Below are 26,067 nucleotides of genomic sequence, written 5' to 3' on the forward strand. Positions count from 1 at the left end.
CTTTTCATAACGAAAACTAAGTAATGGCACAAAATAAAATACTATTTTAAAATCCCACAAACCATTGATAATCAAGCTTATGATAATCGTAAATCGTAATTCTTAAATCGTCCTTGTACTTACTCATACCCACCAAAACTCACTAATGCCCTCCCCCACTCATGACAACTTCTTGGTCATCAGCAATTTTACCAGATTTCATTAATAAAGTTGCTCCTGCGGCAATTAATAATAAAACTCCTGCAAATGTTACCGCCTTACTTGGGTCATTGCCTAAAAAATTCTTTAAAATAAAACCAAATGTTAACGTCTGAATCAACATTGGCACAACAATCATCATATTGATAATTCCCATATAAACGCCATACCTTTCTTTTGGAATTGAAGAAACTACCATCAAATAAGGAATCCCCATCATACTTGCCCAACCAATCCCAAACCCTGTAATAGCAGGGAAAAGCAAATATTTATTCTCAATTATCGAAAAGGCTACAAAACCCAAACCTGCCAACAATAAACAGAAAGCGTGTACCAATTTTGGAGAATATTTTTTGGCAAAATAAACCAAACTAAAAGCAACCAAAAACATCACAATATTGTACCAACCATTTACTAAACCAGTCCAACTTACGGCTTCACTGTATAAATCTGGATTATCTTTGGGGGTAGCATGAAAAACTGTCAAAGCAATACTTTTTGAGGAATTTTGCCAATAACAAAACAACGCATACCATTGAAATAAATATACCAAAGCCAATTGCCACATCACTTTTGGCATATCTCTGATGGCAGTAAAAATATCCGTAAATGGTGAAAATACATTGAGTGGAGAGGCTTTCATTTCGGCTAACTCTTCTTCGCTTGGTGGTATCTCAGGGGTAGTTTTTGTACTCCACCAAATTGAGCCAATCGAACAAACTGCCCCTAAGAAAAACGACGCATACACCCATGTAGGTAAAGCTCCTGTTTTTCCAATAAAAATTAATGGGAAAATATACAATGAAAGATTGGAAAGCGTTTGTCCTAAACCCGTAAAAAAACTCTGAGCCTGAAAACCCGTTGGCTGTTGTGAAGCATCCAATTTATCCGCAATAAAAGCACGATATGGCTCCATAGCAGTATTATTACCAACGTCCAAAATCCATAATAAACCCGCAGCCATCCACAAAGAACTACTAAACGGGTAAATAAACAATGCCAAACTACACATTAAAGCACCTACTAAAAAGAAGGGTTTTCTACGTCCAAAGCGAGGCGACCACGTTTTATCAGACAATGCTCCAATTATTGGTTGTACTAAAAGTCCAGTCATTGGACCTGCCAAATTCAAGAATGGAATATCATCAGGGTTAGCTCCTAAAAAATCATAAATGGGGTTAACTGCACTTTGCTGGAGTCCGAAACTATATTGAATGCCGAAAAAGCCAACATTCATATTAATAATTTGGGAAAAAGTTAAGCGGGGTTTTAACATAAGTTCTGTATAATAAAAATGGTTAAAATTGATAGAATCTATAAAAGAACCTGTTTAAACTTATTCCTTTCGTTGTAAATCGTTTCATTTGAAGCCTGTGCTTTAAAAATTTATTCAATGTAGCGATGCTATATGTCACAAATTTTTAAAACACAATCATAAAATCAATTCAATTCCCATTCAAAACGAAAAGTTTAAACAGGTTCAAGAAAATGGCTAATCTTTCACGATTTCACCTATCTTCTAAATTTAATAGCTATCACACAATATTACTCATTTTATTGTCTTTTAAGAAGATTAACTTTAATTTTTCTTCTTAAAAACATTTATCTAAAACCAACTATCAAACCTTAAAGACGAAATTATTATCTTTGAAGTATGCTACTTTTCGCCTTTCTCTTTTCTTTTTTATTAGATAACAATCCGCTTCCAAAAGCTGATAGCGTACTTATTATCAAGCAAATAAATATTTCGGGCAATCAAAAAACAAAAGAAAGTATCATTCTGAGAGAATTGGATTTTGGAACAGGCGATACTATCCTCAAAAGTGAAATTGATAAAAAGTTAGACCTGACTCGTCGAAAACTTAACAATACAAACCTCTTCAATTCCGTAGAATTAAAAACGGTTGAAGTTGCTAAAAATCAAATAAGTATCGACATCAAACTCATGGAGCAATGGTATATTTTGGGATACCCTGTTTTTCAAATTGTTGATAGAAATTATGCCGAATGGTGGCAAAGAGGAGCAAGTTTGAGCCGAACAACTTATGGTATTGACCTGCTACATGGAAATTTTAGAGGAAGAGCCGAACGCATAAACCTCCGACTCGAAACAGGTTTTACACAACGTCTTGAATTGGGTTATCGAATTCCCTATATAAATAAGGCTCAAAAAACGGGAGCTGGTTTTAGTGTTACTTATATTGCCAATAAAAATTTAGCTTTCAAAAGTTTAAACGATACACTTTATTATTTTAAAAATTTTGAAGAAATCCTTCGGAAACGCCTATCAGCCGCCATTTACCTCCGCAAAAGATACGGATTTTATGATACTCATACCTTAGAATTACGCTATAATAACAATTCCATTGCGGATACTATCAGTAACTTGAACCCAAATTATTTTTTAGATAATCGAACAACTCAAAGATATTTCCAACTGAGTTATTACTTTAATTATGATTTTCGGGATAATGTCGCTTATCCACTTCGGGGCAATCGCTATGAATTACTTTTAAACAAATCTGGACTTCTCCCAAATGATGACATCAACCAATTAGAACTTACTGCCGCTTATTCTTTGTACAAACCTATTTCTAAGAAAATTTACTATGGATTGTATTTAAAAGGGAAAGTGTCCTTCCCTGAGCGTCAACCTTTTATCAATACTCGGGGCTTAGGCTATTTTGGAGATTTAGTAAGAGGTTATGAGTTATATGTTGTAGATGGCAGTTCCTTTTTGTTGGCAAGAAATAATTTAAAATTTCAATTAATCAATAGTAAAATTCATCTCAAATTTCTTAAAATCAAACAATTCAACACCATTCCTATTGGGATTTACCCCAATATTTTTATGGATTATGGCTATGTTCAAAACAACTTTGCTACCGAAAATAAAAGCAAATTAGCCAATAGGTTAATTTATGGTGGTGGCTTCGGACTGGATTTCGTAACCTATTATAATATGGTAATTCGTTTTAGCTACGTACTAAACGACAAAAAAGAAAGAAATTTTGTATTTGGAATTGGAAGAGAATTTTAAAGTGGGTCGTAGGTCGTAGGTCGTAGGTCGTAGGTCGTAGGTCGTAGGTCGTAGGTCGTAGGTCGTAGGTCGTAGGTCGTAGGTCGTAGGTCGTAAAAAAGGCGGTTTCTGCAAATTAAGTTCCCAAAAATCAATAAAAAATATCTTTTTATCAAACCTTTCACTCATAAACTCATAAACCCTCACACTCATAAACCCTCACACTCATAAACTCATAAACCCTCAACTCATAAACCCTCAACTCATAAACTCATAAACCCTCAACTCATAAACTCATAAACCCTCAACTCATAAACTTATAAACCCTCAATTCATAAACTTATAAACCCTCAAATCATAAACTCATAAACCCTCAACTCATAAACTCATAAACCCTCAACTCATAAACTTTTCTTGACCCTTATAAAAGACAAAAGGGAACGTTAAAAACATCCCCCTGTGCAAATTAATAGTTCTACACCTATTATCTTAAATATTTTGATTGGTTGGTCTTAAAAACATGGGGCAATAGAGATTGCCCCCGTTTCCTAAATACCTAACCACTAATTTCTTGTTTATTATTGTTGTTCTTTTACAACGCAATTTAATTAAAAAACTTGTGAAGTTCCTAAGTAATTCTTAGTTTTTTCTAAAAAAGCTTTTTTCTTTCTTCGTGAAACCGAAATCTTTTTACCATCTTTCAGTTGCACAAACATTTCTTCTTTAACGTCGAATTGTATTAAATAGTTCAAATTAATTGCAAAAGATTTGTGAACTCTCACGAATAATTCGGCATCTAATTTAGCTAAAAAATCTTTCATTGTACGTGAAACAAGCAATTTTTTTCCATTATTAAAATAAAACATGGTGTAATTGCTAATTGCTTCAAGATGGCTAATATCTTTCCAAGCTACTGAAATCGTTTTTTTACAAGAGATAGGTAATGAAATACTTGGTTCTTTTAATAAACGAGTTTCAGTCCCAAAATTATTAAATTCTCTTTTGAAATTTGCAACTGCAAAAGAGGTTGCGTTTGTTAATGTTGTTACCATGATAGTTTTAAGTTTAGTTCCATAAATAATATTGTCTCTATCATGTGGTTAGTAAGTGATGCAAAGTTGGCAGGTAAAATTTTACTAATCAATCACATGATGATATGATATTTGCTAAACTATATTCTCATGAATTGCCTTCGCTACCGCCTCTGTTTGAGAATGAACGTGCAACTTATCATATATTTTTTTGATATGGGTACGCACGGTATCCATGCTAATTCCACATTTGTCGGCAATCATTTTATAACTATTTCCCTTCACTAACAAGTTCAATATTTCAGTTTCTCGCTCTGTCAATTTATAGGAAACATTATCTGCTGTTCTTTGCTGAGGTGGCAACATTTGTAAAACTTTTCGTGCAACGCTTGATGTCATCGGAGCTCCTCCATTATAAGCATCATTAATGGCTTCTAAAAGTCTAACAGGTGGTGTTCTTTTCAAGAGATAACCAACTGCACCTGAACATATTGCCTCAAAAATATTTTCATTATCTTCAAATACCGTAAACATCAAAACATTTACTTCTGGAGCTATTTTTTTGATAATTTTCAAGCCTTTTATGCCATTAGCAACGGGCATATCAATGTCCATCAACACCACATCTGGTCGCAACGCTTCCATTTGTTCTGCTACCTTTTCGCAGTTTACAAAAGCTCCTATCAACTCAAATCCCATAGAACCTCTTAATAAAACGGAAAGGCTTTCCCGTAAGTCTGGATTATCTTCGTACACTACTATTCTTATTGCTTCAGAAGTCATGGATTGAAACAGGGCTTTTAAATATTCACCTACAATATTACAATAAATATTTATCTAACGGTATCACATGATTGGGTGATATTTGATGATTTTTAGCAGGAATTGGTGTTGTATATTTTTTTGTACCTTTGTCAACACAAAGAGTGTGTCCGAAATTCGTCATTCATAAGTCGTAAGAAATTTTATCCAATTATATTTCTCCTTCCGACCTATTCCTTACAGACTTATTGACTCTTAGACAACCTCTTGTTGTTCCCAATTTTAAACTTAACTCAACAATTCGTGAAAAAATATTACGTTTACTTCTGTTTCATTTTACTGACTTTCGCCCAAATATCTTGTCAGGATAAAAAGCAAAACGCTGAAACTGACACAACAGCCACTGCTGATACAACAGCAAAAGTGAGTTCTCTTGAAAATTATAGCCCAATCTTTCAGGCAATTCTAAAATCTGACGCTGGCATGGCACGTGGCGTAAGTATTGGAGATAATATTGAAACTATCCAAGAAACAACACTTCCTGCCGAAACCCAACCAGAAAATGGAAAAGGTTTTACCGAATATTTTGATGATACCGACCTAAATTTTGCAGATATTGCTTACATAAAAGACGCTGAAAATAAGGTTGGAGCTATTTCTATTGATGTTTATATCGAAAGACAAACGGCAGTTGATAGCCTTATGAACGAATTTAAAGGTTATTTTGACAAAAAATACGGACAAGGAAAAGGTATTTCTAAAATGAGTACGTGGAAATTACCAGATGCTCAAAACGAACTGTTACTTCAAAACGTAAGCACTGCAAAAGACCCGGGTTTGAAGATTATTTTTGCTAAAAGCGGAGATAAAATGTTGCAATAAATGTATAACAGATTTCTAATCTGTTTATGTTATTTTTGACAGGTTGGAAACCTGTCCTACCTCAAAAACTGTCATTGCACGATGACAGTTTTTTTATGTCCAAAATTTCATTGTGTAAAATTTACACTTTAAAATTTGGAAGTAAAATTTTAATTATTAATCTTTGCGTAATAATTACACTTTGAAACAAAAAAATGAAAGAGCAATTTTATAAATATCAATACCCTCACCCAGCCGTTACGGTGGACTGTATTATTTTTGGTTTTGACGGACAAAACCTCAAAGTGATGCTGATTCAACGGAAAAGTGAGCCTTTTGCTAAAATGTGGGCATTGCCCGGGGCTTTTGTTGATGAAAATGAATCTTTAGAAAGTTGTGCCGAACGTGTTTTACAGAAAGAAGGAAATATTTCGGGTGTGTACTTGGAGCAACTTTTTACGTTTGGCTCGCCCTCCCGTGACCCACGTGAACGAGTAATTTCAGTAGCGTATATGGGACTTGTTAAAACGGCAGATTTTGAATTGATTGCAGGGAACGATGAATTGCAGATTGAGTGGAAAGATATTTTGGAAGTTGGAAATTTAGCCTTCGACCATAATCTTATTTTAACAACGGCTATTGATAGAATCAGAGGAAAAATCAGGTATCAGCCTATTGGTTTTGAGTTGATGAATGCCAAATTTACCATTCCACAATTGCAACAATTGTACGAAGCTATTTTAGGAAAATCGCTCGACCGTCGGAATTTTAGAAAGAAATTATTATCCATGCAAATTCTAAAACAATTACCCGAAAAACAACAAAACGTAGCTCACAAAGCCGCATCATATTACGAATTCGATAGAGAACGATATGACGTTTTGATGAAAGAAGGAATTTATTTGGAATTGGTGTAGAATAGGTGTTGGGGGTCAGGATTTAGGGGTTAGTGTACAATTGCAAATTAATCTCTCCAAAACCAATCAACTAAAACTTTAAAAATAATGTAGGTAGATTTTAGAGGTTCGTAGTCTCGTCACAAATAGACCCCCTAAAACCAAACACCTAAAAACTAAAACCTGAGAAAAAATCATGAAAAACATACAAGAAATAGGCGTTATTGTTGGGCGTTTTCAAGTGCCAGCGTTGCACGTTGCTCATCAAGAATTAATTCAGCGAGTGATTGATAATCATAAAAGAGTTATTATTTTTTTAGGCGTTACACCCGTTTTAGTTACCAAGAAAAACCCGCTTGATTTCATTACACGCAAAGAAATGATTTTGAAATTGTTTCCCAACGTAACAGTTTTGGCTTTGCCAGATATGCCTTACGATACTGATTGGAGCAGAGAATTGGACAAAAGAATCAGAGAAGTTGCTCCTGTTGGTGACGTTCTATTATATGGTGGTCGAGATAGTTTTAGAGGTGCATACACAGGCAATTTTGAAACTACCGAAATAGAACAAATTGCCAATTTCTCAGGCACAGAAATCCGCAAAGAAGTAAGTCAGGAAACGAAAGCAAGTCCAGATTTTAGAGCAGGGGTAATTTTTGCCGCTTACAATCAATATCCAAAAGTATTTCCAACCGTTGATGTTGCTATTTTGAAAGGGAATGAACTTTTATTAGGACGAAAACCACATCAAACGTTATTCAGATTTATTGGCGGTTTTGTTGACCCAACCGACGATAATTTTGAGCAAACTGCTGCCCGTGAAGCCCAAGAAGAAACAGGTGTGGAAGTAGGCAATTTGCAATACGTTGGCACGGCAAGAATTGACGATTGGCGATATAGACACGAAGAAGATAAAATTATCACGACACTTTTTAAAGCCGATTATATCTCAGGTGAAGCCATTGCCCAAGATGACATTGCAGAGCTAAAATGGTTTAAAATTAGCGATTTGAGGGAGGAAGATTTTGTGGTTGAACATCGAGTTTTGTGGAGGTTATTGAAAGAGAAACTTGTCTGAACATTAAAAATATCACGCTTTAAAAGCATAAACTAAAAAAATAAAATTATGCAACCAAATATAATCTTATTGACCGACAGTTATAAACTAAGTCATTACAAACAATATCCTGCGGGAACAAGTCAAATTTATAGCTATTTTGAAAGTCGTGGAGGTGAATTTGAAGGCGTAACTTTCTTTGGATTACAATATTTATTGAAAGAATATCTCGAAGGACAAGTGGTTACGCAAGAGAAAATTGACCGTGCGGATAAAATTTACGCTGCCCATTTTGGCACTGAAAAACTATTCAACAAAGCAGGTTGGGAATACATTTTACACACCCACAACGGGCATTTACCTATCCGTATAAAAGCGGTAGCAGAAGGTACAGTTATTCCAACACATAATGTAATGTTGACCATTGAAAATACCGACCCAAATTGTTTTTGGCTTACTAATTTCTTGGAAACACTTTTGCTTCAATTGTGGTATCCTTGCACAGTAGCCACTATTAGCCGAGAAGTTAAAACGTTGATTACAAAATATTTAGAAGAAACTGGCGACCCAAGCACGATTGATTTCAAACTCCATGATTTTGGCTTTAGAGGTGTCAGTAGCGTACAAAGTGCGGGTATTGGTGGAGCGGCTCACTTGGTAAACTTTATGGGAACAGACACCGTAGCGGCTTTAACTTTTATTCAAGAATACTATGCCCCCTTCCCTGTTGGGGAAGGGTTGGGGATGGGGTTTCCAATGTTTGGCTTTAGTATTCCTGCGGCGGAACATAGCACCATTACCAGTTGGGGACGTGATAATGAAACCGATGCTTACCAAAATATGCTTCAACAATATCCAGAAGGTTTGGTGGCAGTAGTGAGTGATAGCTACGATATTTATAACGCTTGCGAAAAGATTTGGGGAGAGGTTTTAAAAGATAATATTCTACAAAGAAATGGAACACTCGTGGTACGTCCTGACAGTGGAGAACCGAAAGATGTGGTGCTAAAATGTACGCAAATTTTAGGCGAAAAAATCGGGTATAGCATCAATGAAAAAGGGTACAAAGTATTGAACCCGAAAATCAGAATTATACAGGGCGACGGTGTGAATTATGAAAGTATTGGTGAGATTTTGGAACACCTAAAAAAACACGGTTGGAGTGCCGACAATGTGGCTTTTGGCATGGGTGGTGCATTGCTACAAAAAGTACATAGAGATACCCAAAAATTTGCCTTCAAATGCAGTTGTGCAACCGTAAATGGCGAAGACCGTGACGTATATAAAGACCCCGCAACCGACCACGGCAAAAAGAGTAAAAGAGGTCGTTTGAAATTGGTAAAAGAAAATGAAATGTACATCACCAAAGCCATTAACGAAGACGGTGAGGATATTTTACAGACTGTTTTTGAGAACGGCAAAATCTTGAGAGAAATTGATTTTCAAGGGGTTAAGGAGAATAATTTAAAATAAAAAATAGAGAAAATGAAAAAAACAGAAAGAAATAAGTTAGTAATCATTGGTAATGGGTTCGACTTGGCACATAGATTTGAAACAAGTTATAGTGATTTTATAGAGTGGTATAAAGAGGATTGTATGAAAAGAGCAACAGAGAATTCACATTATACTGATGATTTGATAGAAATAACAAGAGTGGACTCTCGAAATACGCTTTCTCAATTAAAACCAAAGAACTCCTTGCTTGAGTTACAAAAAGATAATAATAATAATGACATTCAACTAAGGTATTCGCATCTTTTAGATCGTCTAATTAAACTTAATTCAGGGTTCAATTGGATTAACATTGAAAATGAATTTTATGCGTATATAGTTGAGATATACAAATTGCATATTTCGGATTCAAGTAATGTAAATAATCCTACTTGCATAGAAAGTTTAAGCCTGTTAAACCAAAAATTTAATTGTTTAAGAAATAAATTAGAAGAGTATTTAACTATTATTCAACAAAATGATATTGAGAATCTCAACCCAAATTTCATTCAAAATTTTGGAAATATTGTCCAAGATGAGTGGTATAATAGTTTTAAGAATACTGACAAAAAGATTGTATTTCTCAATTTTAACTATACGAATACCATAGAACATTACACTAAAAATGCAAACACAGGAAATACAAAAGAGGAACTAATTTACATACATGGAAAACTAAATGACCCAAATAACCCTATAATTTTTGGTTATGGAGATGAAATAGATGAGTATTATAAGAAAATTGAAGAATTAAATATTAATTCGTTCCTTTATCATTTTAAATCATTTGGCTATTTTAAAACAAATAACTATCAGAAGCTTTTAAGTTTTATTGAGTCTGATTTATTTGATGTAGAAATTGTAGGACATTCTTGTGGACTTTCTGATAGAGTTCTCTTAAATACAATTTTTGAACATGATAATTGTGAGGCGATTAAGATTCACTATTATGAAAATGCTAATGGAGAAAATGATTACACTTATAAAACACAAGAAATTTCGAGGCATTTTAATGATAAAGCTAAAATGAGAAAACGGATAGTGAATTTTAGTGAATGTCAAGCACTTATTTGCAAATAAAATCTCTCAATAATTTATTCGAACTATGAGTTTTAAGATTCAAAAATTATAGGATTAATTTGTCGGTCTTTTCAACCAACACAACGACAAATATTTGGCGTATTTTATGGTAGAGACGTTTCCTGAAACGTCTTGCGGAAAAACAAATCGAAGAAATATTAATCCTCCATTTATTCGTCTGAAGACGTTTTTTGAAATGTTTATGACAAATAAATGGACAATTATTTATTCGTCCGAAGACGTTTCAGGAAACGTCTCTACGATTTCTTCTTTGCCCAATAAAAATAAAAAGGCAAACCCGTCGCCATTAATCCTAAACCGCTCAGGGCTTCGTAAGGTTTTTCAATTAATGTATTGATAATCAGGGCAACACAGAATAAAATAAAAATAGCGGGTACTACTGGATAACCAATTACTTTGTACGGGCGAGGAGTGTCAGGCATAGTTCTACGCAAAATAAAAACACCTAAAGCCGTTGCTCCGTAAAAGATAAATGCCGCAAAAATTAACATATCGGTCAACTGGTCGAATGTACCAGAAAGCACCAAAAGGCAAGTCCAGATAGCTTGAATAAACAAGGCTTTTGATGGCGTATTGTATTTTGGGTGAATATAATCTACCTTCTTAAAAAACATATTATCACGAGCCATAGCATAGAACAATCTCGAAGCCAATAAAATAGTTGTACTCGAACAATTGAAAGTAGCAACCAATATTAACCCAGAAATCAGCAAGCTACCCCATGAGCCTAAAAAGCTATTAACAACAGCTACGGCAGCAATTCCATTCTTGGATTCGTAAATATTGATAAATTCATCAATCGGTAAAATATAGAGATACACAAAATTCATCAACAAGTACGTCACAATAACAATAACCATTCCGCTGATGAGTGCCAAAGGTAAATTTCGTTGTGGATTTTTCATTTCTCCCCCAATAAAACCCACACTTGCCCAACCTTCATAACCCCAAAATGCACTTAAACAAGCCAATGCTAATGCCTTAAATAGCACTCCTCCCGACATCGTATCGGCATTGTATTTTACGCTATTCGTCGTGATATTATCAATGCTTCCCACACTTGATGTTAGCCCCAATATAATGATTGTCAACATCACAATAAACATCAACGCCGTTAATACACGACTAAGATTTTCGCCCAATTTGAGTCCACGATAATTGAAATAGGTTTGAAAAATTATCAAAGCAATGGCAACTAACTTTACGCTTAAATTATCAAAAAGATGTAAGCCGAAAAAGCTAAAATCCGATAGAGCTTTTGAAGTTTCTGGAAAAACAACGAGCGTATTTAACGATTGGGCAAAAACATAAGCAATAGAAGCAATAGAAGCGGTACGGATTACAGCGAAGTTTGTCCAACCAAAAAGAAAAGCGAAAAAACGGTTGTAGATTTTCTTGAAATAGACAAAATCTCCGCCCGAATCTGCCAACATACTGGCAACTTCGGCATTTGACAATGTACCTGCCAAACTTATCAAACCTGCTAATAACCAAGCTATTAATACTAAAACGGGAGATTGTAATTCTGCCGACATGGCAGCAACTTTCTTGAAAACGCCTGTTCCAATAACGGAACTGATAATTAAAACAATTGCTGAAATTAAACCAATAGAACGGACTAATTGCCCTTGATTATTAGAGGATTCTTGCATGAAAAGGTTTCTTGTGTTTATGATATAGCTTACAAATTAAGGATTTATCCGACGTAAATTACATTTTGAGGCTATTTTCTATTTCGTAAAACAGGTTTCCAACTTGTTAATCGGAATAATGTTGACAGGTTTAACGGACTGTATTGACAGGTTGAAAACCTGTACTACTGATGTAGAAATATAAAACCTTGTGTCTTCGTGGCTTTTACGTTAATTTTGAAAACTTTTATCATTTTACGTCGAGTAAACGCAGGCAGGGTTTGAACCCTGCCTGCGTTGAATAACAAAACTTTCAAATAAATATTAATACAAACATCATTGGCAAAACTACTTTATAATCTTTCGATTTATGCTTATCAGTTCATTATTTGGCTGGTTAGTCCGTTTAATCAGAAGGCAAAACTATGGATTGAAGGAAGGAAAGACGGAATTCAATTTCCATTGTTTGATGTTGGTTTAGAAACGTCCGAACATCAAATATCAAACATCGAAAATCGAAAAACAGCTTGGTTTCACTGTGCTTCTTTGGGCGAATTTGAACAAGGAAGACCTGTAATTGAACAATTCAAAAAGACATTTCCTGACTATAAAATCTTACTCACGTTCTTTTCTCCGTCGGGTTACGAAATCCGCAAAAACTATGAAGGGGCAGATTTTATTTGTTATTTACCTTCGGATACACCCACAAATGCTCGTGAATTTATTGAAAAAGTAAATCCTTCGATTGCCTTTTTTGTGAAATATGAATTTTGGTACAATTACCTCCACATTCTCCAAGAAAAGCAAATTCCTGTGGTTTCATTTTCAGCAATTTTCCGAGAAAATCAACTATTTTTTAAGTGGTACGGCGGTTTTCATCGCAATATTTTAAAGTATTTTAGCCATATTTTTGTACAAAACCAATCGTCCTTAAATTTGCTACAAAATATTGGTATTCAAAATGTTAGTATTGGCGGAGATACCCGTTTCGACCGAGTTCAACAAATTGCCAATGCTCGAAAAGAATTACCAATTATCAAAACATTTAAAAATGAAAAGCCTTTATTGATTGTAGGTTCGTGTTGGCAACAAGATTTTGAGGTGCTTCTCCCCTTCTTGAATAAATTTGAAGAGGAACTAAAAATCATCATTGCTCCGCACGAAATTCACGATGCAGAGATTGAATCATGGCGAAAAGCATTAGAAGGTCAGACCGTCAGATATTCTGAAATTGAGAGTAAAAAGGTAGATTTGCAAACTGCCAATTGCCTGATAATTGACAATATCGGAATGCTTTCGTCTCTTTATCAATACGCAGATTTTGCTTGGATTGGCGGTGCTTATGGCAAAGGGTTACACAATATTTTGGAGGCTGCCACTTTTGGTTTACCAATATTTTTCGGAAATGAAATTTATAAAAAATTCCAAGAAGCCGTTGATTTAGAACAACTTGGCGGAGCAAAAGCCATTGCAAACACCGCAGAATTTGAGCAAAATTTTGTTCAATTATATAAAGATTCAACATTAAGACAAAACAAAACAAATATCATTCGGCAATACGTGCAGGAGAATTTGGGAGGAACAGATAAAATTATCAATTATGTAACCCGAACTTTCGAGTTCGGAAACAAAAAATGAAAGGATTAGTAATACGCTCAACGGGTTCATGGTATGAAGTTGTGGACGAAAATAAACACGTTTGGAAATGCCGTTTGAGAGGAAAATTTAAAATAAAAGGACTAAAAACTTCCAATCCAATTGCGGTTGGAGATAAGGTTCTCTTTGATATAGAAGACGAAACTGAAAATACGGGCAATATTTTTGAAATTACACAACGAGAAAATTATATCATCCGAAAATCAGTTCATAAAACGGCTCACGGGCATATTTTAGCGGCAAATCTCGACCAAGCCGTTATCATTGTAACCCTCAATTATCCAAGAACATCTTTGGGTTTTTTAGATAGATTTTTAGTTTCAGCAGAATCGTTCAGAATTCCAACGACGATAGTTTTCAATAAGGTAGATTTACTTTCAGAAGAAGAAAAAGATTATTTAGCCGATTTGGCAGCGATGTACGAAGAAATTGGTTATCCCTGTGCTTTTACTTCGGCAACGGCAAATATCGGAATTGACCATTTTGCAGAAATCTTAAAAGACAAAACTACCTTAATATCGGGGCATTCGGGGGTTGGAAAATCTACTTTGGTCAATCAAATTGCCCCTGATTTAGACTTAAAAACCACTGAAATTTCAACATTCGCCAACAAAGGAGTTCACACCACTACTTTTGCTACCATGTTTGAAATTGCGGACAATTCGTACATTATTGATACACCAGGAATCAAAGAATTGGGGTTGATTGATATTGAAAAACAGGAGCTTTCGCACTTTTTCCCAGAAATGAGAGCCATGATGGGACAGTGCAAATATCATAATTGCAAACACATCAACGAACCTAAATGTGCTGTTTTAGAAGCAGTTAGCGAAGGAGAAATTGCAGAAAGTCGCTACTCAAGTTATTTGAGTATGATGGACGATGATGATAATAGAAGATAGGTAGGAGTTATGAATTATGAGTTATAAATTATGAGGTGTGAGTAGGTATAAGATAGTAGGTATGGGTGTATTACACCTACTAACTCATACCTACTAACTCATAATTCATACCTCATAACTATTACCTCATAATTCATAATTCATACCTACTACCTCATAACTACCTAAAAATTAACACGGCATTTTGTCTATTCTTAATTGATGTCTGCCACCTTCAAAATCAGTTTCTAAAAAAACATTCATAATTTCGATTGCTTCTTCTAAAGTCACAAAACGAGCAGGAATACACAATACATTGGCATCATTATGTAAACGTACCAAAGAAGCCACCTCCACATTCCAAGCCAATCCTGCACGGATTTTTTGGTGCTTATTGGCAGTCATAGCCACTCCATTTGCACTTCCGCATAATAAAATACCACATCTAAATTCCTGATTTTCTACTGCCGAAGCAAGAGGATGAGCAAAATCAGCATAGTCGCACGAAGCATTGCTGTATGGTCCAAAATCTTTCACTTCATATCCTTCTGCTGTTAATACTTTGATTAATTCAGCTTTGTATTCAAACCCTGCATGGTCGCCTCCGATGGCAATTTTTTTAGATAAATCCATAAATTTTGTAAGTATTTGTAACGATTGAATGTTTTTTTTTGTTATTTCACTCGGTCAGATGACTCGGTCAGATGTAACACAGACTTTAGTCTGCAAGTTTTTATAACATACAGACTAAAGTCTGTGTTACGTTAATTCCGTAAAGTTACGGACTAATAATTTTTGTAAAAATTAAATATCAATAAACTATGACAGAAAGAGAAAGTGTGCGGCTATTAAGCGGAGATGAAAAAATTAAAAAAGCATTCGTTGACCATACTTGGGCAGAAATCCATTCGGAAGAATCTTGGAGAATTTTCAAGGTGATGTCTGAGTTTGTAGAAGGCATTGACAAATTAGCTAAAATTGGACCTTGTGTATCTATTTTTGGGTCGGCAAGAACAAAGCCTGACAATCCATATTACACAATGGCGGAAGAAATTGCCGCAAAATTGGTAAGACACGGCTATGGCGTAATTACAGGTGGTGGGCCCGGAATTATGGAAGCGGGTAATAAAGGTGCTAAATTACAAGGTGGAAAATCGGTTGGGTTGAATATTGAATTACCTTTTGAACAAAAACCTAACGACTATATTGACCGTGACAAAAGCATAGATTTCGACTTCTTTTTTGTCCGTAAAGTAATGTTTGTAAAATACTCACAAGGCTTTATTATTATGCCCGGAGGATTTGGAACATTAGATGAAATGTTTGAGTCTTTGACCTTGATGCAAACACAAAAAATTGGTCGTTTCCCTGTGGTTTTGGTTGGTAAGAAATATTGGGGTGGTTTGTTCGACTGGGTGAAAGACACGATGCTCGAACAAGGCTACATTGGAGCGGATGATTTGAATTTAATTTCAATCGTGGATAACCCAACAGATGCCGTAAAAGTTATTGACGATTTTTATGCGAAGTATTTGTTGAAACCGAATTTTTAAGGGTTGGGTAGGGACGAATAGCATTCGTCCAGCGAAGTATCATTAGACTCCGTTGGACGAATGCTATTCGTCCCTACATTTTCTATCTTTTTCCTTTCAAATACTCCTCCATCTCACTCAAACTTAAAACATTAAAAGTCATTTTGCTGGTAAGTCCTCCTTTGCGTGCTACTGCTACACCATAGTGCATATCAAAATATCCTTCTTTTTCATGGGCATCTGGATTGATAGAAAGCATCACATTTTTTTCTAAAGCGTACTGAATCCAACGCCAATCTAAGTCTAAACGGTACGGACTTGCATTAATTTCTATCACCACACCATTGGCAGCACAAGCATCAATAACTTTTTGATAATCAATTGGATAACCTGCTCTTGACAATAAAATTCTTCCCGTTGGGTGTCCTAAAATAGTGGTATATGGATTTTCAATGGCTTTGATAATTCTTGACATTGCTTTCTCCTCAGTCATCTTCAAATTTTGATGAATAGACGCCACGATATAGTCAAAAGATTTCAAAACATCATCGGCATAATCTAAAGAGCCATCACCCAAAATATCCGATTCTATTCCTTTCAAAATTTTAAAAGGACGGTCAGTCATTGAAGCATATTTCTGATTAAGTTTCTCAATTTCAGCGTGTTGTTCAATTATTCTTTCTTCCGAAAGTCCTTTGGCGTAAGAAGCCGTTTTAGAGTGGTCGGCAATTCCAAGATATTCAAAACCTAATTCACGACAATAATCTGCCATTGCTTCCAAAGTATGTTTACCGTCGGAATAAGTGGAGTGATTGTGCAAAATTCCTTTCAACGAATCCCAAGTAACCAATTCTTCATTTTGATGATTTTGAACCCAATCAAACTCAAAACGACCTTCACGCATTTCTGGAATGATATATGGAATGTTTAAGCTTTCATAAATGGCTTCTTCTGAATCAAAAATCTGTTGATTTACACGTTTGTAAATGCCGTTGGTTGCCAAATGTTTTTCGGAAGAAGAATAAATAAATACCTGATTTACAAATTGTTGTGGCGAACAAACTTGTATTTCTACTGGAATCTCTTTCTCTTGAAATTTTCCTCGCCAAGCAAAAGGTGATGATATTTTTTCGTCTTGTTGTAAATAATTGAGAGCGTTTAAAAACTGCTGAACTTCCCAAGGTTTTGTATGTCCAACAACCAACTGAATTGAATTGACAATTTCATTTTTACGTCTGACATCGCCTACAATTTCAACCTGTTCAAATTGCTTTTCAAGTTCGTCAAAAAGGATTTGAGCGAGTTCTTCGCCTTTTTCCATTCTTAATTTCCCTGTATTCGACTGAGCATAAAGAATTGATTCTTTGATGGTTGCTTGAATTTTATCGCCAAAACCTTTCAGTTTAGCCACTTCGCCATTTTCGCAAGCTAAAAGTAACTCACGGTTATCGGTAATACCCAATTCTTGCCAAATGGTACGAACTTTCTTAGGACCAATTCCTTTAATTTGAAGCATTTCCAACACACCTTCGGGAGTGCGTGAAAGCAATTCCGTCAGTTCTTGCGTTGTGCCTGTTCTACGGATTTCGTCAATTTTACCCGCAATACTTTTTCCAACGCTCGGTAATCCAGCCAATTGTTCAACTGAAAGGTTTAGCAAATCTTCGGTCGTTTTATCTAAAGCACGAGTCGCAAAACCAAGATTTTTGATTTTAAACTCATTTTCATCGTGTAATTCAAGGAGTTTTACCGTTAATTCAAGTAGGGAAACGATTTCTTCGTTGGACATGGGATTTTGGTATTAGATTTAAAACGTTGTTTTAAAAAATTAGACCACAGATATTACAGATTAAACAGATTTTCGCAGATAGAATTTATTATAGACTAACTACGACATAACTTATTTGAACTAAAGGTTATAGGCTCAACTTTCGATAAGTTATATCATTCTCTATAAATCAGTGTAAATCTGTTTAATCTGTAATATCTGTGGTCTAATTTATGCCTCAGTTACGGCTTCTTGCTCCGCTAAAACTTCTGCAACTGGTCTGAAATTACCTTTTTTCAATAATTCATTTTCTGGAACGTAAGGACACACTTCCAAAATTGTTGTAAGATTGATGTCTGTAATTTGGTAGTCGTTTAAGTTTCCTAAATTTTTAGTCAAAGCATCAAACGCATCTTTTGGCGTATCTGCGTTGATGAGCATCATGTGAGGCGTTTTCTTTTCTTTAGCAGTTTTTTCATCAAAAGAAATGTACATAACCTTCACTTTAAACCACGTTTCAGAACCATTATCTTCAAAGAAAACTTCGCTTAATTTCATTTTTGCAAGATTAATCAACTGAAAATCAGGCGTATTACTTGCCACTACTTCAAACATTCTTGCTTCTGCTTCGGTGTAAGAAACTGCATCTACTAAATATGCTTCATTAATTGTTTTTAAAGAACCCGCTTCGTCTTCACGCTGAAAACGTATTTTACCTAAATACCAAGTAGCCATTTATATTATTTTTAAAGTTTTTACAAAACTATTAAGAATGGCGGGAAAAGCGGAATCATTCAATGTTTTTTATGAGCAATTATCAATTATCTCGGTATATAGAGTATGACATAACTTATTTGGAACTTCCCGAAATAACTCCGTTAGGGGTTAAGCTTTCAGGAAGTTGAGCCAAATTATTAAATTTTACTTCTAATAAGTTATGTCGCAGTCTATATAAACCAAAAAGGTACAAGTAGTGCTTTTGCTTACTTGTACCTTTTGAAACCGTAAAATATTGGTGTTTATTTATTTGTTGAAATTTTCAATTCTTGTTTTAAACGTAAATTTTCTTGCTGAAGACTATCCGATTTAAAATAAAAATAAAGAGCTAAAATTAAAAATACTTTAGATAGAATAAATACACCAATAAAGGCAGGTCGCCAATATTTATGAACTTTAATGTGGGTATTGTCAAATTCAACTTCTACATAATTGTTTTTTGAATCTCTATTTTCTTGTTGTGCGTTTGTTCCTTGCTGAGTAAAATCCCATTTTTTGACCTCAGTTTGAGGTTTTTTTAACATTAATTCATCTCTCAATACTGGTGGCGGAGTAATAGCTGAGGTGTTAAAATGTTGAATAATGTCTGTTTGTAAGTTGTTTAATGCCAATGATATTTCTGGATAAGTTGTCTGCATTGCTTCTACTTCCTTAACATCGTCGTCGGAGGCAATACCAATAAGATAAGCCTCTAAAATGCCACTTTCTATATATGCTTGCGTATTCAATGTTCTATAAATTTAGTTAGATTGACGAAATGACTTGAAGTATTCATAAATTTCCTTTAGCACTTGAGCTTTAGGAATATTTAATCGTTGAGCAATTACTTCAGGGGTTTGTCCTTGTCGAAAGGATAGCTCAAAAATCATTTCTGATACAGATTTTTCATCAATAATCAACGAGTCATAAACATTATTAGCGTTTTTATTTTTTATTTCGATGGCTTTGGTTCTCGCTTTTCTGATAATATAAATAGCACTCCCAAATTGACAGTTTTTACATTCTTGTACAGATAAAGTTGTAAAGAGATTCACTAAGGTTTCTTGTGCCAAATTTTCTTGAGGAAGTATTTGTAAAATGACACCATAGGCTATTGAGCTATAAGCATCATATAATGACATAACTTCATGACGGACAGGCGAACCATGAAGGGGAAGAATGCCTTTTAACTGTGCAAATTCATTCATAAAGTGTGTAAAGTTAAAGTAAGCCTATATTTAATGTGGCTACATATAGAGTAAAGTTAGGAGTCTATAAGGGGGATTCCAATAATCAGCAATTTATCAGAGGCTATATTTTTATAAGTAATTTTTTATTCTGTCTGTTTTGAAAACAATGAAGCAAAACTAAATTGATATTTTGGTTCGTTATTAGACTTTCTGCGAAAATGTTTTAAGTTGTAAAACAACATCTTTTCGGCTACAAATAGAGAAAATATATCATTTTTCAACCATAAAACACTTTCGCAGGAAGTTTATTGATAAAAATTAAAAGGTTTTAAAAATGTTGAAATCTAAAAAATTATACAATTTTATTTTTTTCTGTATCATTCCATTAATTATGCTTAATGGTTGTAGCAAAAAATATTTTCCACCCAACACAAAAAATTTAACTTACGACCGTTTCATTGATGTATCATACATTGAAAACATTCATGCAGTTGAGTTTCTACAATATCTTGAGTCTGATAGTAGTTCAAAAGAAATATATAAGCATATACAACCTACAACGGCTCAAAATTCACAAGGGGAAAGTAAACTTGCGTATTTATATGATTTCAACAACCGTTTTGTGCCAACACCGATAAGTATAAATTTTGCTCAGCACTATTGCAAATGGCGAAGCGAAGTTGTAACTTATGGCAAGAATTTTGGCACAAAAAATATTCCGTCTTCTCTAAAAGAATTAGAAGAAAAAAATAAGTTAGCCAAAATTGTTATTAAATATTCTATTCCTACAAAATTGGCACTCCACATTGCTGATGAAACCAATATCTCTCTAAAACGATATAATAAACAACTCACCAAGTTTAAAGTCCTCACACAAGAAAATACAGATTCTACTCAACTTTATTTATTGAGATGTACTGCCGTAATGATGGTAAATGGCAAAATATTTATTCGGCAATAAATTTCTCCTACCTACGGAATGATGATTTTTAAAATATATCACCATTTATTTTGATATATTAATAAAATCTGTAAAATTGCAAAACGTGCTTTTGCAATTATCGTGCATTTAAACAGCTTAAACATCATTTAATTCTTTTTTACTTCACAAATAAACTTTATCAAATGAGAAAAATTTTCCAATTAATGGCATTCGCTACCATGTCTTGTGCCATTATTTCATGTTCAGATGTTTCTTTAGACTCTTCCGATTTAGCGTCAAACTCTTCAAGAAATGCAAAAGAATCGGGGGAAGAACGTTCTTGTGCTTCAATGGATGTATTAAAACAAAATATGTTAGAAGACCCATCTCTTGAAGGCAAGATGAAAAAAATTGAAGATGAGACGAAAGAGTTTGAGAAAAAAAATAAAAATAGCAGAGTTGGAGCAACAGGAACTTTGGTTATTCCTGTGGTTGTAAATGTACTTTATAATACTGCTCAGGAAAATATTAGTTTGGCACAAATTCAATCTCAAATAGATATTTTAAATAAAGATTTTAGTGCCACTAATTCAGACATTAATTTAGTTCCGAGTGCATTTACCAGTGCAGTTTCAAATTTTGAATTACAATTTACCTTACAATCTGTTGTTCGTAAACAAAGTTCTAAAACATCTTGGGGAACAAGAGATGCCATGAAAAGTGCGAAAAAAGGTGGTATTGACCCAACTTCTCCAACAACAAGGCTTAATCTTTGGGTTTGTAATATTGGTGGTGGTATTTTGGGTTATGCTCAATTCCCAGGCGGTAGTTCGGCAACTGATGGAGTTGTGATTGGACCTCAATATTTTGGTAATACAGGATATGTTGCCGCACCTTATGACAAAGGAAGAACCGCAACGCACGAAATTGGTCACTGGCTAAATTTACGCCACATTTGGGGTGATGCAAGCTGTGGTAACGACCAAGTTGCCGATACGCCAACTCAACAAACGTCCAACTATGGTTGCCCTTCATTTCCTCATGTAACTTGTAGCAATGGAGCAAACGGAGATATGTTTATGAATTACATGGATTATACAAATGATGCGTGTATGTATATGTTTTCGGCTGGTCAAAAAGTTCGTTCAAGAGCCATTTTTGCAGTAGGCGGAGCAAGAGCAAGTTTCAATCCATAGTCTATTTTTCACAGTCTAACTTAACTAAAATTCAAGCCTTCTCTATGCACGAAGAGAAGGCTTTTTTATGATGAAAAATCTTATTCTTTTATTTATCATATTGGGAATGAATCTCATGGAGAAAGAAACCCTCAATTCAGTAGATTTATCGTACCAGACAAGAGGTACGCAAAAAAATCTGCACATTACTTCCGAAAAAATAGTTGTTACCATCAACGGACAAACAAGCAATTATAAAATTACGCCTGCCCAATGGAAGAAAATTGTTTTGGCAACAAAAAAGCTTAGTTTCAAAGACCTTTCAACATTGGAACGCCCCTCTACAAAATCTTATTCTGATGCTGCTTTTGAAGCTACGTTGAAAATAAAAACTTCATTACAAGAATATGAATCTATTACTTTCGACCATCACAGCCCTCCTACTGAACTATCAGTATTAATCAAAGCAATGAAAACAACGCTTGCAGGAAAAAAGTACCGTACTGAGTTTTAGTAAGGGTTTATTTCACTGAAAATTTTAGAATATAGCCATCTCCATCTTTTCCTTCTGAAGAAATAAATAAATCTCCTTCGGGAGAAAAACAAATGCCTTCTGGCTGACGAAAAGCTTTTGGATTTAAAGAAATCAAAGCTTCTTTTTGTCCGTCTTCTGCTAAAACTAAGAGTTTTTTACCGCTTGAAGCAATGATGAAAATTTGCCCCGTTTTGGGATGTACCGCAATTCCCGACGGCTTAAATTCTTTTCCGTTGGCTTTATCGGTTACTTGTTCTTCGGGAATAGCAATATTTTTGAAAAGCACTTTCCTCTCAAAATCATAAGCATAAATCATCTTTTTACCATCTTTGTCTTTTACCCTTTCTTTGGCAGCTAAAAGTAAATGTTTTGTTTTGGGGTCATAAGCAAGCCCCTCATATTCAATCACATCTGGATTTGTGCAGTCAATTTCTCGCTCAAAAGGCAAACCAATTTTAAAGCCTTTCACTCTTCCATTACTTTTCAAAACAAAGACTTCGTCACCCACAACCTCCACGCCTTCATAGTCGCCATCTTTTCCAAAAGGAATTTTATCTACGATTTCTTTTTTCGATAAATCATAAACAAATATTTTTCCTTCTTCGTCATTTACACAAACTAATTGATTGTTTTTGAAATACGAAAGCCCCGAAATTTCTTTGAGTTTTTTGGGTAAAGTGTATTGTTCAGAAGGATTCTCTAAATCATAAGGTAAATTAACAAGCTCTGATTTTTCAGAAGGCTTGTCATCCTCTTTTTGCTTTTTGGGCGTACAAGCATAGATAAAGAAAACGCCTAAAATGACAACGGCAACATAAATGAGTATAGACGAAAATTTCATGTGAATAGATTTTTGGTTGATTTTGGGGTAAAAATAAGGAGGATTCTTTAGGATTCAGTCATAATTTTCAAGTTGCGATTTTCAACTCAAAAGAAACTCCAAATTGGCTATAATTTTTTTATATTCGTTAATCGTAATTCAAAAATCGTAATTCCATTCTCATCAACCCTAAAAACAAATGAAAAAACTTTTATTCTTCCTACTTTTTTCCACTCAGATTTTTGCTCAAAAATTCACAAAAACGGAAATTACTCGTTTTCAGCAACAAGCCAAACGGGTTGAAATTATCCGTGATACTTGGGGTATTCCACACATTTACGGGAAGTCAGATGCTAATGCCGTTTTTGGTTTATTATATGCTCAATGTGAAGACGATTTCAAGCGTGTAGAAATGAATTATATCGAAAAATTGGGCAGACTTGCTGAAATCAAAGGGGAAAAAGATTTATATAATGATTTGCAAATCAGACTATTAATTGATTCAGCCGATGCCATTGCCGATTATAAAAAAGCTAAACCTTGGCTAAAGAAATTATTGAATGCGTATGCCGACGGAATCAATTTTTATCTCCACAAACATCCAGAAGTTAAACCCGCTTTGCTGACTCGTTTTCAGCCTTGGTATCCACTTTTATGGACAGATGGCAGTATCGGGGCTATTTCGACGGCGGATATTTCTAATGATGAAATAAAGAAATTTTATTCGGAGAGTCCTTTTGAGGGAATTGTTCAAAACCTCACCCCCCACCCCTCTCCGATGGAGAGGGGAGTTACTTGGAAAAATTCTCCCCTCTCCATCGGAGAGGGGCTGGGGGGTGAGGTTAATTCCGCATCACTTGGCGATTATCAACAAACAGGCTCAAATGGCTTTGCCATTGCTCCTTCTAAAACGGCTTCTGGAAATGCCATTTTGTACATCAATCCGCACGTAACTTTTTATTTTCGTCCAGAAGTACAAGTAGTAAGTGAAGAAGGTTTGAACGCTTACGGAGCAGTTACTTGGGGACAAATATTTGTTTATCAAGGATTTAATCAATATTGTGGTTGGATGCACACCTCAAGCAATGTGGACGTAGCGGATATGTACGCCGAAAAAATCGTGAAGAAAAACGATAAACTTTTCTACGAATACGACAAAAAATTACGTCCTGTAACACAAAAAAATCTTACGTTAAAATATCTCGAAGATGGCAAACTAATCACGAAAAACTTCACGACCTATTACACGCATCACGGCCCAGTCATGGCAAAAAGAGATGGCAAATGGATTAGTTTAAGGTCATACAATCGCTCAATGACGAGTTTGGTTCAGTCATGGAAACGTACCAAAGCCAAAGGTTTTGAGGATTACAAAAAAGTGATGGACTTACGAGCAAATACTTCAAACAACACTGTTTTTGCCGATGCCAAAGGAAATATTGCGTATTGGCACGGCAATTATGTTCCTGTGCGAGACACTAACTATAATTGGGGAAAAGTCGTTGACGGTACGACTTCCAAAACCGAATGGAAAGGCTTGCACGCCGTTGACGAAACCGTGCATAGCTATAATCCTGTGAATGGTTGGCTACAAAATTGTAATTCAACGCCTTATACTGTTGCGGGAGAAAATAGTCCAAAACGAGCCGATTTCCGCCCATATATGGCTCCCGATGGTGAAAATTTCAGAGGAATAAATGCTGTAAGAGTTTTGAGTAGAGAAAAAGATTATACCATTGATAAAGTGATTTCGGCGGGTTATGATACCTATTTATCAGCCTTTGCCGTTCTGATTCCTGCCATTACGAAGGCATTTGATTCCTTGCCACCAAGCGATACTTTACATCAAGCCTTAGCCGAACCGATTACAACCTTGAAAAATTGGAATTATTATGCTGAGGAAAATTCTGTGGCAACTACTTTAGCTATTGAAACGGCACAAAAATTAAGTCCACAAATTACCAAAATTTACGTAGAACAAGGCGAAACCGACCAAGTAGAAAGCACCAAACGTTTTGCCACAAATGCTACTAAAAACGATTTGCTTTTACCACTTTTGAAAACCGTCAATGAGTTAAAAAGTAAATTTGGCACTTGGCAAAAACCTTGGGGAGAACTTAATCGTTTTCAAAGACTTACAGGTGAAATGCAAGAAAAATATGATGACAATCAGGCAAGCTTGCCTGTGGGTTTCGCATCGGCTCTATGGGGTTCGTTGCCTTCATACAATAGTCGTTATTACGGTACACAAAAACGCTACGGATTGGGTGGTAACAGCTTTATTTGTGCCGTAGAATTTGGCAAAAAAATCAAAGCAAAATCTTTATTGGCAGGTGGCGAAAGTGGCAACAAAAACTCAAAACACTTCACCGACCAAGCCCTCATGTACACGCAAGGAAAGTTTAAAGATGTGCTATTTTATAAAGAAGATGTATTGAAGAATGTGGAGAGACGGTATTGGGTTGGGGAGTAAATTTACTCTACCCGATGATTTTTGTTACGTATTGATAATGAAATAGTTGTATTTGAATCCACCGAGTAAATTTATTTAAAAATTCATCCCAGATTTTTATAAATCCTTGATTGATATTTCTGAAACCTTCTCTCAAAATATCAAGCCCTTTTCGGAAAAAACTATTGGATTTATACCCATGTTTTTTAATTCTGATTTTTTTTACTTTTTTATGATGATGTTTTCCAATATTCGTACATATTCCAACTGCTATACTAACAAAAACGATTAGCTTTTTAATTTTTTCGCTTGATTTTAGGTGCGTATTTTCTA

Annotated in this window: 23 protein-coding genes and 1 pseudogene; 13 read left to right on the forward strand and 11 right to left on the reverse strand. The window is 34.9% G+C overall.

What is annotated here, in order from left to right:
* Window positions 1–142: 142 nt before the first annotated feature.
* Window positions 143–1,474, reverse strand: coding sequence for an MFS transporter (locus LV89_RS11365; RefSeq protein WP_109743018.1), 1,332 nt, complete (start codon window positions 1,472–1,474; stop codon window positions 143–145).
* A gap of 378 nt (window positions 1,475–1,852) precedes the next feature.
* Here LV89_RS11365 and LV89_RS11370 point away from each other — a divergent pair, with 378 nt between their 5' ends.
* Complete coding sequence (locus LV89_RS11370; RefSeq protein ID WP_109743019.1) at window positions 1,853–3,238, forward strand: BamA/TamA family outer membrane protein; 1,386 nt, start codon at window positions 1,853–1,855, stop codon at window positions 3,236–3,238.
* 587 nt (window positions 3,239–3,825) lie between these two features.
* Here the strand turns inward: LV89_RS11370 and LV89_RS11375 are convergent.
* A complete protein-coding gene (locus LV89_RS11375; RefSeq protein ID WP_109743020.1) occupies window positions 3,826–4,269 on the reverse strand; it encodes a LytR/AlgR family response regulator transcription factor in 444 nt (147 codons plus the stop codon).
* A 114-nt stretch (window positions 4,270–4,383) separates the two neighbouring features.
* On the reverse strand, window positions 4,384–5,031 hold the full coding sequence (locus tag LV89_RS11380; protein WP_109743021.1) for a response regulator: 648 nt from the start codon (window positions 5,029–5,031) through the stop codon (window positions 4,384–4,386).
* Window positions 5,032–5,313: 282 nt separating this feature from the next.
* Between LV89_RS11380 and LV89_RS11385 the strand changes: the two genes are divergently transcribed.
* The 5 genes from LV89_RS11385 to LV89_RS11405 all read left to right on the forward strand — a co-directional run bounded on the left by LV89_RS11385 (window position 5,314) and on the right by LV89_RS11405 (window position 10,395).
* Window positions 5,314–5,892: a hypothetical protein gene (locus LV89_RS11385; RefSeq protein WP_146199146.1), complete on the forward strand. Its 579-nt coding sequence runs from the start codon at window positions 5,314–5,316 to the stop codon at window positions 5,890–5,892.
* A gap of 194 nt (window positions 5,893–6,086) precedes the next feature.
* A complete protein-coding gene (locus LV89_RS11390) occupies window positions 6,087–6,788 on the forward strand; it encodes an NUDIX hydrolase (RefSeq protein WP_109743023.1) in 702 nt (233 codons plus the stop codon).
* Between the two features lie 175 nt (window positions 6,789–6,963).
* Window positions 6,964–7,845 (forward strand): NUDIX domain-containing protein, encoded by an 882-nt coding sequence (locus LV89_RS11395; RefSeq protein WP_109743024.1) that lies wholly within the window; start codon window positions 6,964–6,966, stop codon window positions 7,843–7,845.
* A gap of 48 nt (window positions 7,846–7,893) precedes the next feature.
* Complete coding sequence (locus tag LV89_RS11400; RefSeq protein WP_109743025.1) at window positions 7,894–9,297, forward strand: nicotinate phosphoribosyltransferase; 1,404 nt, start codon at window positions 7,894–7,896, stop codon at window positions 9,295–9,297.
* Between the two features lie 12 nt (window positions 9,298–9,309).
* Complete coding sequence (locus tag LV89_RS11405) at window positions 9,310–10,395, forward strand: AbiH family protein (RefSeq protein WP_109743026.1); 1,086 nt, start codon at window positions 9,310–9,312, stop codon at window positions 10,393–10,395.
* Window positions 10,396–10,652: 257 nt separating this feature from the next.
* On the opposite strand, the gene LV89_RS11410 is transcribed toward LV89_RS11405, so the two are convergent.
* Window positions 10,653–12,068 carry an APC family permease gene (locus LV89_RS11410; protein WP_109743027.1) on the reverse strand — a complete coding sequence of 472 codons (1,416 nt, stop codon included), beginning with the start codon at window positions 12,066–12,068 and terminating at the stop codon, window positions 10,653–10,655.
* Between the two features lie 318 nt (window positions 12,069–12,386).
* Between LV89_RS11410 and LV89_RS11415 the strand changes: the two genes are divergently transcribed.
* Together LV89_RS11415 and rsgA are read left to right on the forward strand one after the other, a co-directional pair.
* On the forward strand, window positions 12,387–13,685 hold the full coding sequence (locus LV89_RS11415; protein WP_109743028.1) for a 3-deoxy-D-manno-octulosonic acid transferase: 1,299 nt from the start codon (window positions 12,387–12,389) through the stop codon (window positions 13,683–13,685).
* Window positions 13,682–14,605, forward strand: a complete 924-nt coding sequence (gene rsgA / locus LV89_RS11420; protein ID WP_109743029.1) for a ribosome small subunit-dependent GTPase A — start codon at window positions 13,682–13,684, stop codon at window positions 14,603–14,605. Before LV89_RS11415 ends, rsgA begins: the two co-directional genes overlap by 4 nt.
* A 171-nt stretch (window positions 14,606–14,776) precedes the next feature.
* On the opposite strand, the gene rpiB is transcribed toward rsgA, so the two are convergent.
* A complete protein-coding gene (rpiB, locus tag LV89_RS11425; protein ID WP_109743030.1) occupies window positions 14,777–15,217 on the reverse strand; it encodes a ribose 5-phosphate isomerase B in 441 nt (146 codons plus the stop codon).
* Window positions 15,218–15,405: 188 nt separating this feature from the next.
* Here rpiB and LV89_RS11430 point away from each other — a divergent pair, with 188 nt between their 5' ends.
* A complete protein-coding gene (locus LV89_RS11430; RefSeq protein ID WP_109743031.1) occupies window positions 15,406–16,137 on the forward strand; it encodes an LOG family protein in 732 nt (243 codons plus the stop codon).
* A gap of 82 nt (window positions 16,138–16,219) precedes the next feature.
* Here LV89_RS11430 and LV89_RS11435 read toward each other — a convergent pair whose 3' ends face one another.
* From LV89_RS11435 to LV89_RS11450, 4 genes are all read right to left on the reverse strand, one after another.
* Window positions 16,220–17,905: a DNA polymerase/3'-5' exonuclease PolX gene (locus LV89_RS11435; RefSeq protein ID WP_109743032.1), complete on the reverse strand. Its 1,686-nt coding sequence runs from the start codon at window positions 17,903–17,905 to the stop codon at window positions 16,220–16,222.
* A 210-nt stretch (window positions 17,906–18,115) separates the two neighbouring features.
* The gene (locus LV89_RS11440) at window positions 18,116–18,619 is read right to left on the reverse strand and encodes a DUF4494 domain-containing protein (protein ID WP_109743033.1); all 504 of its coding nucleotides are present in this window, start codon (window positions 18,617–18,619) and stop codon (window positions 18,116–18,118) included.
* Window positions 18,620–18,903: 284 nt separating this feature from the next.
* Complete coding sequence (locus LV89_RS11445) at window positions 18,904–19,389, reverse strand: hypothetical protein (RefSeq protein ID WP_109743034.1); 486 nt, start codon at window positions 19,387–19,389, stop codon at window positions 18,904–18,906.
* 12 nt (window positions 19,390–19,401) lie between these two features.
* Window positions 19,402–19,848: a hypothetical protein gene (locus LV89_RS11450; RefSeq protein ID WP_109743035.1), complete on the reverse strand. Its 447-nt coding sequence runs from the start codon at window positions 19,846–19,848 to the stop codon at window positions 19,402–19,404.
* Window positions 19,849–20,164: 316 nt separating this feature from the next.
* On the opposite strand from LV89_RS11450, the gene LV89_RS11455 reads away from it, so the two are divergent.
* From LV89_RS11455 to LV89_RS11465, 3 genes are all read left to right on the forward strand, one after another.
* Entirely contained in the window at window positions 20,165–20,791 is a 627-nt protein-coding gene (locus LV89_RS11455; RefSeq protein ID WP_109743036.1) for a hypothetical protein, read from the forward strand.
* A gap of 164 nt (window positions 20,792–20,955) precedes the next feature.
* Entirely contained in the window at window positions 20,956–21,948 is a 993-nt protein-coding gene (locus LV89_RS11460; RefSeq protein WP_109743037.1) for a zinc metalloprotease, read from the forward strand.
* A gap of 67 nt (window positions 21,949–22,015) precedes the next feature.
* Window positions 22,016–22,441, forward strand: a complete 426-nt coding sequence (locus tag LV89_RS11465) for a hypothetical protein (protein ID WP_109743038.1) — start codon at window positions 22,016–22,018, stop codon at window positions 22,439–22,441.
* 7 nt (window positions 22,442–22,448) lie between these two features.
* Here the strand turns inward: LV89_RS11465 and LV89_RS11470 are convergent, their stop codons facing one another.
* Window positions 22,449–23,303 (reverse strand): SdiA-regulated domain-containing protein, encoded by an 855-nt coding sequence (locus tag LV89_RS11470; protein WP_109743039.1) that lies wholly within the window; start codon window positions 23,301–23,303, stop codon window positions 22,449–22,451.
* A gap of 178 nt (window positions 23,304–23,481) precedes the next feature.
* Between LV89_RS11470 and LV89_RS11475 the strand changes: the two genes are divergently transcribed.
* Window positions 23,482–25,755: a penicillin acylase family protein gene (locus LV89_RS11475; RefSeq protein WP_109743040.1), complete on the forward strand. Its 2,274-nt coding sequence runs from the start codon at window positions 23,482–23,484 to the stop codon at window positions 25,753–25,755.
* A gap of 7 nt (window positions 25,756–25,762) precedes the next feature.
* Here the strand turns inward: LV89_RS11475 and LV89_RS25180 are convergent.
* Window positions 25,763–26,067, reverse strand: a pseudogene (locus LV89_RS25180) (hypothetical protein); the annotation flags it as partial.

The organism is Arcicella aurantiaca (assembly GCF_003148625.1).
Classification (GTDB): Bacteria; Bacteroidota; Bacteroidia; order Cytophagales; family Spirosomataceae; genus Arcicella; species Arcicella aurantiaca.